Here is a 13333-nt window from a genome sequence, read left to right as displayed (position 1 = left end):
GTGAAATTGTCAGCAAACGTCAACAATCAACTGATTCGTAACAGAAATATGAATTACTGTTCGCTGTTGCTCAGACCCCAGACATATGCAGAGATAAGCTGGATTTTTTCTTCACCCAGAATATGCTCCCATGCTGGCATAACACCTTGACGACCGTGAGTGATCGTCTCAACAACCGCACGACGTGAACCGCCAAACAGCCAGGTGTTATCTGTCAGGTCAGGTGCACCGAAAGCCGGGTTACCTTTACCGTCAGTACCATGGCAGGCAGCACAGACAACAAAGCGTTGTTTACCTGCAGCAGCTTCTTTGGCATTTACTTTACGTCCAGACAGGCTAAGAACATAGCTGGCTACTTCTTGTACACCGTCTTCACCTAAAGTGTCAATCCACGCAGGCATTGCACCTTGACGGCCATGCATGATGGTTGTCTTGATCGTCTCAGGTTCACCACCGTACAGCCAGTCGTTGTCTGTCAGATTCGGGAATCCTTGCTGACCACGAGCATCAGAGCCATGGCACTGAGCACAGTTCTGCAGGAACAGACGCTGGCCAACACGACGGGCTTCCGAATCTGCTGCAATCGCTTCGATTGGACGAAGATGATTACCAGACTCATCATAAGCCAGTGTCTTAAACAGCTCACCGTAGGCTTGCTCAGCATCACCCAGCTCTTTGGCATACTGGTTCAGCTCTTGTTGTTGCTGGGCGTTTGCAATAGAAGCTTTTGACTCAGCGACAGTACGAACTGTTTGATCTGAACTCTGCCAACCAAACAAACCTTTGAAATTACCTAAGCCTGGATAAAGCGCCAGATAAGCCAGTGAGAAAATGATGGTCCCCCAAAACATGTAAGACCACCACTTAGGCAGTGGGTTGTTAATTTCACGAATACCATCGTATTCGTGTCCCATGTCTTCACCTTCTTCTACACCCATTTTGTCGCGGCTACACCAGATCAGAAGACCTGCCATCGCGGCTAAGGTGCCAAGCGTGATGACTGAGACCCATATACTCCAAAACGTAGACATTCTTATTTGCTCCTGTCTTTTTCACGCGTGGCCATATCCAGTTCTTCGTCGGCAAACACAAGGTTTGCAGCTTCGTCGAATTGAGATTTACGGCGTTTACTGTAGGCCCAAAGGACAATACCAATAAAGCTAGCGAACAGGATGACTGTCCAAATGCTATGAATGGTTCCAATATCCATGGTGCCTCCTTATTTCATCGCGTGACCTAACGACTGAAGGTAAGCAATAAGTGCGTCCATTTCAGTCTTGCCTTTCACATCATCACCAGCTTTTGCGATTTGCTCATCAGTGTAGGGAACACCGAACTTATCACGGAATAATGCCAGCTTTTTAGAGGTGATTTTTCCATCTAACGTGTTCGTTTCCAGCCAAGGGAAACCAGGCATGTTAGATTCAGGAACGACATCACGTGGGTTACGAAGGTGGACTCGATGCCATTCATCTGAATAACGACCACCAACACGCGCCAGGTCAGGACCTGTACGTTTTGAACCCCACAGGAATGGGTGTTCCCAAACACTTTCACCGGCAACGGAATAATGGCCGTAACGTTCTGTTTCTGAACGGAACGGACGAACCATCTGGCTGTGACATACGGTACAACCTTCACGGATGTAAATATCACGGCCTTCCATTTCCAGGGCGGTATATGGGCGCAGGTTTTCAACAGGCTCAGTGGTTTGCTCCTGATAAATCAGCGGTGTGATTTCAACCAGGGCACCAAAGCTGATTGCAATGACAATCAGAATGGCCAGCAAACCAGCATTTTTTTCTACAAGTTCGTGACGAAAGCTCATCTGTTGTACTCCTTAAGCTGGTTGCTCTACGGCTTTCAGGCTGTCTTTGGGTGCGACAATCGTCTTATATGCGTTGTAAGCCATTAAGAGCATGCCTGTTACAAAGACCAAACCACCGCAGAAACGCACGAAGTAGAACGGATAAGATGCTTGTAGGGCTTCAACAAAGCTATAAGTCAACGTACCGTCAGTATTCACCGCACGCCACATCAGACCTTGCATCACACCAGAGATCCACATTGCAACGATGTACAGAACTGTACCAATAGTTGCCAGCCAGAAATGCACGTTAATCAGTTTGATTGAGTACATACGTTCTTGGCCAAAGAGTTTTGGAATCAGGTGATAAACCGAACCAATGGAAACCATTGCAACCCAGCCTAATGCACCGGAGTGTACATGGCCGATTGTCCAGTCGGTATAGTGGGACAGGGCGTTGACTGTCTTAATTGCCATCATTGGGCCTTCGAAGGTTGACATGCCGTAGAACGACAGAGAAACAACCAGGAAGCGCAGGATTGGGTCATAACGCAGTTTATGCCATGCGCCTGACAGCGTCATGATACCGTTGATCATACCACCCCAGGATGGTGCAAACAGTACCAGAGACATCACCATACCCAGAGACTGAGTCCAGTCTGGCAAAGCGGTGTAGTGCAGGTGGTGAGGGCCTGCCCAGATGTACAGAGAAATCAGTGCCCAGAAGTGCACGATAGACAAGCGGTAGGAATAAACAGGACGACCAGCTTGCTTAGGAACGAAGTAGTACATCATTCCCAGGAAGCCGGCAGTAAGGAGGAAACCTACTGCGTTGTGACCGTACCACCACTGAACCATGGCATCGACAGCACCAGAGTAAACCGAGTATGACTTCGTCATAGAGACCGGAATTGCCATACTATTTACAATGTGCAGCACAGCCACTGTCAGGATGAAGGCACCGAAGAACCAGTTTGCCACATAAATGTGGGAGGTCTTTCGTTTAATCATGGTCCCGAAGAATACGACAGCGTAAGCAACCCATACGACAGCAATCAGCACATCGATTGGCCACTCCAGCTCAGCATATTCTTTACTGGTTGTGAATCCCATTGGCAGCGAAATCGCTGCTGACAGGATGACGGCTTGCCAGCCCCAGAAGGTAAACGACGCTAACTTGCCACCAAACAACGTGGTTTGACATGTACGTTGAACGACATAATAGGATGTCGCGAACAGCGCACTGGTACCGAATGCGAAAATCACTGCATTGGTATGCAGCGGACGCAGACGGCTGTATGTCAACCAAGGGGTGTCAAAGTTAAGTGCCGGCCATACCAACTGAGCGGCAATAAATACACCAACGCTCATTCCGACAATTCCCCACAGTATGGTGGCTATAGTGAATTGACGAACGACCGTATAGTTGTAGTTTTGATCAAGCTGCTTTACTTGGCTCATGTTGCATGCTTCCACTAAAAATTTTCAACTACACTCTTGTTTCTTTGCGAACAACTTCATTTCGCAATGCCACCCAAAGCTTAGCTATATGCTGTGTTGTTTTTATAACCAATTCGACACAGAAATTGCTATTTTGTTGTAAAAGTGGCATTTTCAGCACGCATAATACTTGAGATGAGAAATGAATGACAGTGCGATGGCAACGCACTTGTTATCGCTCACTATTTTTATGTGAAAAGTTTGAACTCTGTAACATGGGAAATGTATACAATCATGGCAGCTCAAAAATTAACAAAAGCCCGACTGATTCAAATTCTGGTCTTACTTGCTGTGCTGATCACAGCATTTGTATGGAGAACAATTACATATAAAGAGGTGAGGCCTGCAGAGGAAGTCTCTGTTTTGTGCCAAAAGGAGTCGGGAGAATGTGTTGAAGATATATCAAAAAGGAAGATGGAAATTCGCTTAATTCAGCTTCCTGAAAAAGGGGGGAATCAATACCAGTTGCAGTTGCCTTTGGACTTTGTTGTGTCTCATGCGGTGCTGATTTCCCCCGCAAATGTCACTCAGGCAGAGACTATTGTTTTAAATGTTACTAAGTATTTCATACAAGGTAACTTTTCTCTGCCTGAAAGCTCTGCGATGACCTCAGGATGGAAAGTCAGAATTGAGTCTGACGAAGGTGTTTATATATTGATTTTTTAGATCAAAATAATTCATATTAAACATGTAGATATGATTATTTTAATCAACTTTTCATGATTTGATTGCTGATAATAAATTTAAATGGCTTTTTTATCAGAAACTCGATTTGATACTTTAAAGACCTGACCATTCATGTGAGCAGTTTCTTTGCTAACTAAAAAACGTACCATAGCCGCGACATCACTAATTTGATTTGCATCAGTTTTATCATCTTTTTTACTGTTCAGAGAGTAACATGCAGCATGTACCCTCACATCTGGCGACAAACTGTTCGCCATCGACTCAGTCAGGCCGATCAAACCATGACTGCAGACGGAGAGTACTTCATTGTTCACTGCTGTGTCCTGCGGGGTAGGAACGACATGGACAATTACACCCTGGGTTGTTTTGAGTAAGGGAAAACACAGTCTGGCTGTAAATAGGGGGGCAGTTATCTGTTGGTGTAAGGCCTGATTCCAGTCGAACAGATCCAGCTCTGTGAACGAGATATCATGACCTGGCGGAGTCAGTGGCGGGTTATTTACTAATGCATCCAGTCGACCAAACTGCGACTGAATTTCTTGCACCACAGATTGAATATCAGACTCTTTGTAGCAATCAGCCTTTCGAAACCGCACTCTCGGATCCTCTGCCACGAGGTCAAAACCTGCATTTTCATCATTACTTAACGCGATGACAATCGACTGCGTCGCAGCGATCTCTTTACAGATACGTTTGCCTAACGCTGTTGTTCCTTCTGTTACGATGATTACTGGTTGCTTTGTCATGTCCGTATCTGCTCTGTGAAGAATTGCTACCTAGTAATAACGGTAGCTTGTCCGCAGACTTAAGAGATTTTTTAATAAAAATTCAATCGTCTGCTGATCCTCAAATTGAAACTGTCTATCATGAGGAAGATACACTAACAGCCGCGAATGAAGCATGGAAATCCTTACCAGTTACTCCACCTTGGGTGATACAGAGTCAGCAATTGGCGAAGCCGTTGAAAAACTCAAAGCCAGGCTGGTTCGTCCCAGCCTTCTGCTGGTTTACTTTTCCGGACATGAAGATGCCAATCTCATCAGGCAGCAGCTCGTTGCCGACTTCCCTGATACTCAGATCTTAGGGTGTTCATCCTGCCAGGGCATTTTGACAGAATTAGGATATTTTCCTGATACCGTGATTGGTCTTTGGGCCGTTTTTGATTTTAACGGCGCTTATGGCTCGGCATTGGTTTCCACACACCAAAGGCCAGGGCAAATGGCCCGGCAAGCCGTATTAAAAGCAATCCAAAACACGGGCCGTTTAGGCGAGCTGCCTTCAATGATTTTATTGCACGCCAGCCCTGGCGCAGAAGAAGAAGCGATCGAAGCAATTTCTCAGGAGTTCGGTACCCCGGTTCCCATCATAGGCGGCAGTGCAGCCGATGCAAATGTTGCAGGTCAATGGCAGCTTTTTACTCAGGACCATACCTCTTCTGAAGGGGTCGCAGTCAGTGTCTTCTATCCAACTTGCGAAGTCAGTTTTTCATTTCATTCCGGGTATGCGAAAACAGGGCTGTCTGCGGTTGCGACTAAGGTTGACGGCAGGGAACTGATCGAACTTGATCACCGTCCTGCTAAAGAAGTCTATGAGGAATGGATAGAGCATTCGTTAAGCTACAACGAATCGATCATGTCTCTTTCGGCCTTGTACCCGTTGGGGCGGGTTGCCGGAATCTTACATGATTTACCTTATTTTAAACTGGCTCATCCCAATTCAGTTACTGAACGTGGCGGAATTACGTTATTTGCTTCTATAAAGGAAGGAGAACGTTTTTATCTGATGACGGGCACAGAAGACAATTTGGTGAACCGTGCCGGTCGTGATGTTGGCGGGCTGGTAGAAAGTCATCATCAAATTGAGGCGATTGGTGGCATCAGTATTTATTGTGCAGGCTGTATGCTTCAGGTGAAGCCAAGAATGGCACAGGTTGCTGAAAAAATGCGGCAGGCTATGTGTGACGCGCCATACATTTGTCCATTTACCTTCGGCGAGCAGGGGCAGTTTGTTGGTGGTGAGAATGAGCACGGCAATTTGATGATATCTAAAGTTTTATTTTACCGGGAATGAAAAGCATGACAGGGAAAGAAACAGAGACTTTACAGGAAACCCTGCTTGCATTGCTGAGAAGCCAGGAACGGGAAAAACAACTCAGAGACGAATACTCGGCAATTCTGGCTGGCATGTCTGCAATGGCTGGCGCAAATAATAAGCGTCAGGTATTTAACAGTCTGCTGGCCGTTTTGCGTAAGTATATTGGTTTTGAACACGCCCTGGTTCTGACTCGTGAAGATGAATCCTCTCAACTTGAAGAGCTCGTCACGACCTGTGTTCATTTCGAAGGCTGCAACTGGGAAGTCAATCAAACCTTTATCCGGGCGATTAATGGTGAAAGTATCGCGCTGTTTGATCCTGCACAGGTTTCTGAATTCAAGAGGTTATCAAAAGATAAACTTGCCTTATGTCGTTCCGTTTTGATGACCGGCGTCAAAGTCAGCTCCGGAGATGCGTTACTCCTGTTTATTCATTCTGAACCAGGACAATTTGGTTCCGCCTGTAAAAGGGTTCTCGCGCGTTTCAGACCGTTACTTGAGCGTGCCATCATTGATATCGATTACCGGGAAAGACTGCAAACTCTGGTCACGGTCAGAACACAAGAACTGCTACACAGCCAGCAACGATTCAAAGACTTTGCGAATACAGTTGGTGACTGGTTTTGGGAGATCGACACAGAATTTCGTTTTACCTACATTTCGGCTCCTGATCTGTCCAACCACGTGATTGATAAAAAGAGTCTTTTGGATTTATTTGATGACGACAAAGATTTTCAGACTAAGCTGCGGCATAAGCTACTTAAAAATGAAGATTTTGAAGATCTTGAATGGCAGTTACCAGGCATTGAGGGTGGGGCATGGATTAGTTTCAGTGCCAGTCCATATTTCAATAAGCATGGTGAGTTAAGAGGTTACCGGGGTACGGCGAAAGACATTACCAGCAAGAAGCAACGTCTGGTTGAGTTACAACAGGCCCGGCAACAAGCGGAATCAGCGAACGCAGCCAAGTCACAATTTCTGGCGATGATGAGCCATGAGATACGTACTCCGTTGAATGCGGTTCTTGGTTTGATGGATACACTGGCTGATTCAGGCCTCGATGCTAATCAATTGAAATGGATCAATCAGATGGAGCAGTCTGCCCAGCTTCTTCTGACTATTATTAATGACATTCTGGATTTGTCCCGTATTGAATCTGGCAAATTCGATTTATATCTGGAGCCGATGTCTGTCACGGATTGCGTCAGTCTTGTGGTTGAGCAGCTTGAAGATCAGGCCATGAAGAAAGATATCACTCTGAGTGTCAGTGTTGATCCAGCTGTGCCGGCAAGGATGCTTGGTGATAAAAACCGTGTCACCCAAGTCATGTTCAATTTGATCGGGAACGCCATTAAATTTACGGATCAGGGTTCAGTCAAAGTTGCTGTCGCAACAGAGAATAATGAAGTCACGGTAAAAGTGATTGATACGGGCATTGGTATTTCTGCAGAAGCACAGAAGAATCTGTTCAATCCATTTGTGCAAGCAGATGGCAGCATCACTCGGCGTTACGGCGGCACGGGTCTTGGTTTGGCAATTAGCCGGCATCTCATTGAGAAAATGCAGGGAAGAATTTCACTTCAAAGTCAGCTCGGGCAAGGAAGCTGCTTTACTGTTTTCTTGCCGATCACTGTGGTTGAAACACAACAAGAAGAACAGACACTGAAGCCCAAAAGCACTCAGAGTCGATCGCTTTCTATTTTGTTGGCCGAAGACAGCAAGACAAACCAGATGGTTGCAAAACTAATGCTTGAGAAGCGAGGACACAAAGTACAGGTTGCCGATCATGGCCAGATGGCTTTGGATATGGTTATGGCATCGCCAACGCAATTTGATTTGATTTTGATGGATATTTCTATGCCTGTTATGGACGGTATGGAAGCAACCCGAAAGCTCAGAGAAAAACAGTGCGAGCTTCCGATTATCGCTTTGACGGCAAACGCCATGCATTCTGATCAGGTCGAGTACCGGGAAGCTGGAATGGATGGATTTTTAGCAAAACCAATCCGCGTTCCGGAACTTGATAAAATGTTAAGTGAGTATGCTGAAATTGTCTCGGTGACAGAATAATTCTCATCTTTCCACAGACAAACGCTAGGCGTTTGTCTGTCAGGTTATTCCACTTAAGATTGAAGGACCAGGCAAACTAACATTTGCAGCAGAGCTTAAATCATAGTGTGAATTACCTATTTTATGGTAAATCCGATTATGGTTAAATTGCTACTCAAACATGTCAGAACCAAAGCCATTTGAGAATAGGAGTACGCAGGATATAAAAAGTATAACTTCCTCCGGACACATTATTTAACATAATCTATGTTATGCGCACCGAGGGTGTAAGATCTAGTTAGAAGTGTCAGGTTTGAGCCAGATTGAAATGTCCTGTTTTTACCTATCTTAATTCACATCTGTTTGGTTGATGTAAGCTTTAAATGATGTTGGTAACCATGACTGACAATGAATTACTGAGAATCAAGCTTATCCAAGACATCTGTGACAAACGGCTCACCGATGTTGAGGCTGCCGGTTTACTTAAACTGAGTCGCGCCAAGTTTATCGTTTGGTCAAACGCTTCATTAAATTAGGTGCTGCATACCAGCGTATATCCTAATAAAGTTACATTGTAACTCATTCTGTATTTGAATATGCTCCAAGGAATCCGCCACGCGATCATTTCCGATATTATCAGCATCAGCCAATACTGGACGGAACCTCACACAAAAAGTTACGCGGTAACCTGGCTAGCTTATACTTAAGCGATTTTTAATTTCACGAAGAACACGTTCAGGGTCAGATTGCCATAGCTGGAAAGGTACCGGGAGTACTTGCAGTCCGGCGCGCTGGAAGGTTCTGTGAGTATTGAGGTCAAAGTATCCTTCAAAATCGCCACTGTAACCGATTAAATCGAGGCCTAGCGTGCTTTCTCCATGCTGACAGATCACGTCAATATTTTCGCCTGCAACAAAAGCGCCGACCCAATACTGAATCCCTGCCCGTTCCAGCGCTTGTTTGATCTGGTTAGTGAAATCACAGATAAATGATTCCGCGTTTTGCTGCGTCGTTGTAGCTTTATCGTCATGAGAAAAGCCAAGATACTGGCGGAGCAAATTCTGATGACTCAACACTTCGGGAATGAACGAATGAAAGATGACCTGTGACTTCCTTGCGCGGGTCACCATGACATTAAACATATCCTCCCGATTTAAGTATGCTGCAGCCCGAGCACTGTTTTCATCTACAGCCATCGACAGAATCATGATGTCACGCTCTTCACCTTGAAATCCATAAGGCGTTGAGACCCGCAGCGCATGCCGTTGTATTACTTCATACGAAAACTCTTTCTCTACCGCTTTCTCAATAAAAGCAGCCTGTTCTCTGAACGGAGAGATGACTCCGATTTTTGGTGGGTACACCGCGTTACGAAAAGCATCAAGATAAGATTGAATTAAAGTAATCACAGCTTCTTTTTCTGCTGAGTTACGCCCTGTTTTAGTACGTTGGCCTTCTGGCAAATAAATAAATTCTAATGCAGGTTGCTGTGAGCCCCCCGGGCGTGCCTGCATGATTTTCAGACGATTACCATAGAAGTATTGATTGCTGAATCTGATCAGATCGGCTTGGCTCCGGTAGTGCTCATCCAGAAACGTCACAGCACTTTGATTGGATAAACTGGCAGACACACAATCCAGCAGTGACTTATCGCGATAAGCGAAGTTCTCTAACAAATGTTCTGGTAAGCCTTCTTCATGCCAGAATTTGTTCTGTTGGCCGCGAGAAAGAAAAGAAACATGACGGAGTTGCTTCACATCACCTGCAACAACCGCCCGCTTGGCACGATAAAGTGCCGGCAGCGCGCTTGCGATATCGCATTGGGTCGCTTCGTCAAAAATGACCACATCAAATAAGGATTCGTGCAACGGTAAAGACTGGCTCAATTCATCTACTGTAACCAGCCAAATCGGTAATGCTGTCGTTATCGTTGTAAAATCGGTATCCCTGAAACGTTCTTCCTGAGTCTTTGAGTTCCTTGCTTTCAATGCATCCCAGAACTGATGCATTGTCCTGCGCTGTGTCTGAAGTACATCAGCCAGTTGTTCATTCCTGGTCCGGTTAATTTCTGACATCGCCAGGCTGTTATAAACTTGTGTGGCACGTTGCAGCGTCTCTTGTGTTTCCCATAAGGCGTTTCCTTTAATAAAACGACTCATAAAATTTGCTTTGAGTTTTTGTAACCAGGTTCCGGAGTTATGTCCGCTTGCGTAACGGGCAATCCATAAAGCTCGTGAAAACTCTTTTTCAACCTTTGCGAGTTCAGCACCTGTCTGTTTCAGCTGCTGTGAAGAGTTGTCATTTTGTGACGCCGTCACTCTTTGACCGGACAGCAGAATACTCTCCAGATACTGGCGCATCGTTTTATTAAAGGATGTGCTGTTAGCATGAACAAAGCCACCTTCAAGACCAAAACCATCCCGGAGTTTTTCCGCAATCACATCAATGGCCTGATCTGTTTTAGCTACGATTAAAACAGATTCACCATGCATCATACGGTCAATAGCCATCGCAGCAATGGTAAAACTTTTCCCAGTGCCTGGAGGTCCGGACAGGATGCTTAAAGGTTGGAGCGCAGCATTTTTCAAGGCCTGTTGCTGAGGCAAACTCAACTGATATGGTAAATGGCATGCGTGAGATGTTGTTTTTCTTTGTTGCTTCTCACGATGGCTTTCTAAATGAAACAATTGCATTAATGGCTGAGAAAGCGATTGCCGTTGTTGCATCAGATTCAATTCATGTAAAACGCCCCGACTCCCTCGGCTTCTGTCTGCAAGAAAGAGTCCGCTGGCACACACCAGCTCAATGTTATCCGTGCCGGAAATTTTCATTGTCTCTGATGCGCATTCTAAAAACGGCCATCTGGCTAAACTTTCAAGGCGTTGTACCTGGCAATGTGTCCCCAACCAGTGTCCGACTTGGGCAATATAAATGTCGGTCAGCGGAAACACTGGTTCTGGAAATGTATCAATCACCTGCGGATCAATCTCAGGGTTAAGTATTTGCCTCAGGAGCGCGTTGTTTAATCGAATGTCAGTCACATCAACCTGAACACATCTGTGTTCGACATCATCAAGAATCAGTTCAGCCGGCAAATAAATTAATGGCGAAAACAGCTGTCGTTGTGCAGTAATACCATTCGTAATATTTATCTGGCCTTTGATCATCAAACTACCGTAGATCAAACGCTTTTCTCTTCGATACAAATCGACCTGCTTCGCCATCTCTTCCGCAACTTTATCGACGACAGGTTGCCTGGGTAATTTACCGCTGAGCAGGTTTTCTTCTTCTCGAATCCATAGCCTTCTATCCTGCCGAATTTTTAAGACATTCGACAAAGAGAGATCATGACTGTCTTCACGATAACAGCGCCGATAATATTTCAAATAAGCGAGTGGAGAAGCCTGCATTGACAAGGTTACACCTGATACATTGAGTGATGATGGCTGAGTTTGAAACCATGTTTATGACAAACATACCATTTTACTGGGATGCCCTTCTCTTGGGTTGATAGATATCGTGAGGAATATCTAAACTTTCAGCAATCATTCAGTTCAGCAGAGATGTTCCCTGTTTAAGCTAGATAATGATGTAATTAATGTTTGTATCATTTTGTATTGTGAACTTGTTTATATTTTTGCTAAAAAATAAGTTATGGTGCATTAGATGCAATAAGTAATGCCTAAATTTTCTAGATTGTCGATGAAATCTTTTCTAGTATCTAAGTAAATAAAAACCCATAAAAAGAAAAGGATGGCTGTGGATGAAGAATGTGCTGATTATTGAAGATAACAAAGTGATGGCGCAGATTTTAGCACAACTTCTGAGAAACAGCGCCCAACCCAAAACGCTTCTTTATGCAGGTTCAACTAGCCAGGCCGAAGCCATCTTTGCTAAATCCAAATTGGTTGGTCATTCACTCGACTGTGTATTTCTTGACCTGAATCTTAACGTTCCCCTCGACGGCATTCCCCTGCTGACACAAATTAAACAGGACTTCCCTCATTTACCGGTGATCATTGTTACAGGAGAAAGTGAAATAGAGACCGTGAAAAAAGTGATATCCCATAAACCTGACGGCTATATTGTAAAACCACTTTCAATGAAGAAACTGAACCAATGCCTGGAGAAAGTACATCAAAGTCGCCAAATGAGTGCTCAAGGCTAGCGGTTCAGTGTGAATGTCATTTATATTGTTAGATAGAAAGTAAAGTTATAGTGCGCTAAGGTGGAGCAAAAAAGGTCTGGTGGGTATTCAGACCTTAGATTCAATTCATGCGCGTTTATGCCCCACCTTTTTATTACTGTTTGTAAACGGGAACACGTTACGGATTTTCTGTTTTACTTTGACCGGTACATCTCTGGAAAAAATCAACTTCGTCGTAAAACGGTTTTTATACACCTTGACTTTTCCATTAAAAGGCTCTCTATGAGCAATATCTTTGCAGCTATTTAAAAAGCCAGCTGGGATATTCCCTTTCGTTTTGACCAACTCCCCTTGCTCAAAGGTTAACACCATCACCGGACGATCTTTAAAAACCAGGATAAGTACTGCGATTGCAAGTAAAAACACATATTCCATTGTTTCCATCCTCTAACAAACAGCGCCTGATATTAGGTATAGCGAATCAATCAAGCTGAAGCAATTTACTTAAGTCTTGTTTGATGTCCTGAACTTTTTTATTGGCTTCCAGCGACTTACTACTCTCACTCAGCAGATACTCAATCGTATCGGATAGCGTACAGTCTAGCTCTCTGGATTTATCAGACAGCTTTTCCCAAACCCGATAATCCAGATCAATCGATTTCTTCCGGGTGTGGACCTGTTCAGCATTGAAGTGACGTTTTCGTTTTGCACGAATCGCCTGCTTCATTTTGTTATCCAATGCCGGAGACATATGGTTTTGAATCCATTCCAGCACTTTTGTTGGCTCGTGTTCCAGCGCAAGAAAAGACTGCACAGCCGCTTCTGCTTCACTCGTGTCAATGTATCGAGTGATAGCCTCTCCTTCCTTATATTTCTTTGCGAGATAACCCCACTTCCAGCCAGCTTCCAGGTTTTCCAATTGCTGATATTTCATAATCCGCTGCTTATCTGAGTTTGTGAAAGACTACAATTAGTATAGAGTGACAGTGTAACCAAGTTACCCATGAAGCACAATGATGCAGTGAGTAACCTTTTGTTTTTTAGGCCCAG

Annotated in this window: 12 protein-coding genes; 4 read left to right on the top strand and 8 right to left on the bottom strand. The window is 44.7% G+C overall.

Going from position 1 to position 13333, the window contains the following annotated elements; genetic code table 11:
- Positions 1-53 precede the first annotated feature (53 nt).
- From ccoP to ccoN, 4 genes are read right to left on the bottom strand one after another with little or no spacing between them, the layout of a single operon-like run.
- On the bottom strand, positions 54-1031 hold the full coding sequence (gene ccoP / locus SPK40_RS04030; protein WP_330959514.1) for a cytochrome-c oxidase, cbb3-type subunit III: 978 nt from the start codon (positions 1029-1031) through the stop codon (positions 54-56).
- A gap of 2 nt (positions 1032-1033) precedes the next feature.
- The gene (locus SPK40_RS04025) at positions 1034-1210 is read right to left on the bottom strand and encodes a cbb3-type cytochrome oxidase subunit 3 (protein WP_248140319.1); all 177 of its coding nucleotides are present in this window, start codon (positions 1208-1210) and stop codon (positions 1034-1036) included.
- A 9-nt stretch (positions 1211-1219) separates the two neighbouring features.
- The gene (gene ccoO / locus SPK40_RS04020) at positions 1220-1828 is read right to left on the bottom strand and encodes a cytochrome-c oxidase, cbb3-type subunit II (protein WP_036751999.1); all 609 of its coding nucleotides are present in this window, start codon (positions 1826-1828) and stop codon (positions 1220-1222) included.
- A gap of 12 nt (positions 1829-1840) precedes the next feature.
- Entirely contained in the window at positions 1841-3268 is a 1428-nt protein-coding gene (gene ccoN / locus SPK40_RS04015) for a cytochrome-c oxidase, cbb3-type subunit I (protein ID WP_248140317.1), read from the bottom strand.
- A 273-nt stretch (positions 3269-3541) separates the two neighbouring features.
- Here ccoN and SPK40_RS04010 point away from each other — a divergent pair, with 273 nt between their 5' ends.
- Positions 3542-3973 carry a hypothetical protein gene (locus tag SPK40_RS04010; protein ID WP_248140315.1) on the top strand — a complete coding sequence of 144 codons (432 nt, stop codon included), beginning with the start codon at positions 3542-3544 and terminating at the stop codon, positions 3971-3973.
- Positions 3974-4050: 77 nt separating this feature from the next.
- On the opposite strand, the gene SPK40_RS04005 is transcribed toward SPK40_RS04010, so the two are convergent.
- Positions 4051-4740, bottom strand: a complete 690-nt coding sequence (locus SPK40_RS04005; RefSeq protein WP_330959513.1) for an SDR family oxidoreductase — start codon at positions 4738-4740, stop codon at positions 4051-4053.
- A 154-nt stretch (positions 4741-4894) separates the two neighbouring features.
- Here SPK40_RS04005 and SPK40_RS04000 point away from each other — a divergent pair, with 154 nt between their 5' ends.
- On the top strand, positions 4895-6064 hold the full coding sequence (locus tag SPK40_RS04000) for an FIST signal transduction protein (protein ID WP_330959512.1): 1170 nt from the start codon (positions 4895-4897) through the stop codon (positions 6062-6064).
- 5 nt (positions 6065-6069) lie between these two features.
- Positions 6070-8157, top strand: a complete 2088-nt coding sequence (locus SPK40_RS03995) for an ATP-binding protein (RefSeq protein WP_330959511.1) — start codon at positions 6070-6072, stop codon at positions 8155-8157.
- A gap of 671 nt (positions 8158-8828) precedes the next feature.
- On the opposite strand, the gene SPK40_RS03990 is transcribed toward SPK40_RS03995, so the two are convergent.
- On the bottom strand, positions 8829-11546 hold the full coding sequence (locus SPK40_RS03990) for a DEAD/DEAH box helicase (protein WP_330959510.1): 2718 nt from the start codon (positions 11544-11546) through the stop codon (positions 8829-8831).
- A gap of 353 nt (positions 11547-11899) precedes the next feature.
- Here SPK40_RS03990 and SPK40_RS03985 point away from each other — a divergent pair, with 353 nt between their 5' ends.
- Positions 11900-12304: a response regulator gene (locus SPK40_RS03985; protein WP_330959509.1), complete on the top strand. Its 405-nt coding sequence runs from the start codon at positions 11900-11902 to the stop codon at positions 12302-12304.
- Positions 12305-12409: 105 nt separating this feature from the next.
- Here the strand turns inward: SPK40_RS03985 and SPK40_RS03980 are convergent, their stop codons facing one another.
- Positions 12410-12718 (bottom strand): DUF3634 family protein, encoded by a 309-nt coding sequence (locus SPK40_RS03980; RefSeq protein WP_330959508.1) that lies wholly within the window; start codon positions 12716-12718, stop codon positions 12410-12412.
- 46 nt (positions 12719-12764) lie between these two features.
- Entirely contained in the window at positions 12765-13217 is a 453-nt protein-coding gene (gene matP / locus SPK40_RS03975; protein ID WP_330959507.1) for a macrodomain Ter protein MatP, read from the bottom strand.
- Positions 13218-13333: the final 116 nt, after the last annotated feature.

Origin of the sequence: Photobacterium sp. 53610 (assembly GCF_036409375.1) — a bacterium.
Taxonomy (GTDB): domain Bacteria; phylum Pseudomonadota; class Gammaproteobacteria; order Enterobacterales; family Vibrionaceae; genus Photobacterium.
The sequence above is the reverse complement of the archived record's forward strand: the minus strand, read 5'-3'. Positions and strand labels throughout refer to the sequence as shown.

What these genes read in the sequence shown, in the direction of transcription:
- SPK40_RS03995 (WP_330959511.1), top strand. Translation starts at nt 6,070, where the DNA reads ATGACAGGGAAAGAAACAGAGACTTTACAGGAAACCCTGCTTGCATTG.
- SPK40_RS03985 (WP_330959509.1), top strand. Translation starts at nt 11,900, where the DNA reads ATGAAGAATGTGCTGATTATTGAAGATAACAAAGTGATGGCGCAGATT.
- SPK40_RS04025 (WP_248140319.1), bottom strand. Translation starts at nt 1,210, where the DNA reads ATGGATATTGGAACCATTCATAGCATTTGGACAGTCATCCTGTTCGCT.
- matP (WP_330959507.1), bottom strand. Translation starts at nt 13,217, where the DNA reads ATGAAATATCAGCAATTGGAAAACCTGGAAGCTGGCTGGAAGTGGGGT.
- SPK40_RS03980 (WP_330959508.1), bottom strand. Translation starts at nt 12,718, where the DNA reads ATGGAATATGTGTTTTTACTTGCAATCGCAGTACTTATCCTGGTTTTT.
- SPK40_RS04010 (WP_248140315.1), top strand. Translation starts at nt 3,542, where the DNA reads ATGGCAGCTCAAAAATTAACAAAAGCCCGACTGATTCAAATTCTGGTC.
- SPK40_RS03990 (WP_330959510.1), bottom strand. Translation starts at nt 11,546, where the DNA reads ATGCAGGCTTCTCCACTCGCTTATTTGAAATATTATCGGCGCTGTTAT.
- SPK40_RS04000 (WP_330959512.1), top strand. Translation starts at nt 4,895, where the DNA reads ATGGAAATCCTTACCAGTTACTCCACCTTGGGTGATACAGAGTCAGCA.
- ccoO (WP_036751999.1), bottom strand. Translation starts at nt 1,828, where the DNA reads ATGAGCTTTCGTCACGAACTTGTAGAAAAAAATGCTGGTTTGCTGGCC.
- ccoN (WP_248140317.1), bottom strand. Translation starts at nt 3,268, where the DNA reads ATGAGCCAAGTAAAGCAGCTTGATCAAAACTACAACTATACGGTCGTT.
- ccoP (WP_330959514.1), bottom strand. Translation starts at nt 1,031, where the DNA reads ATGTCTACGTTTTGGAGTATATGGGTCTCAGTCATCACGCTTGGCACC.
- SPK40_RS04005 (WP_330959513.1), bottom strand. Translation starts at nt 4,740, where the DNA reads ATGACAAAGCAACCAGTAATCATCGTAACAGAAGGAACAACAGCGTTA.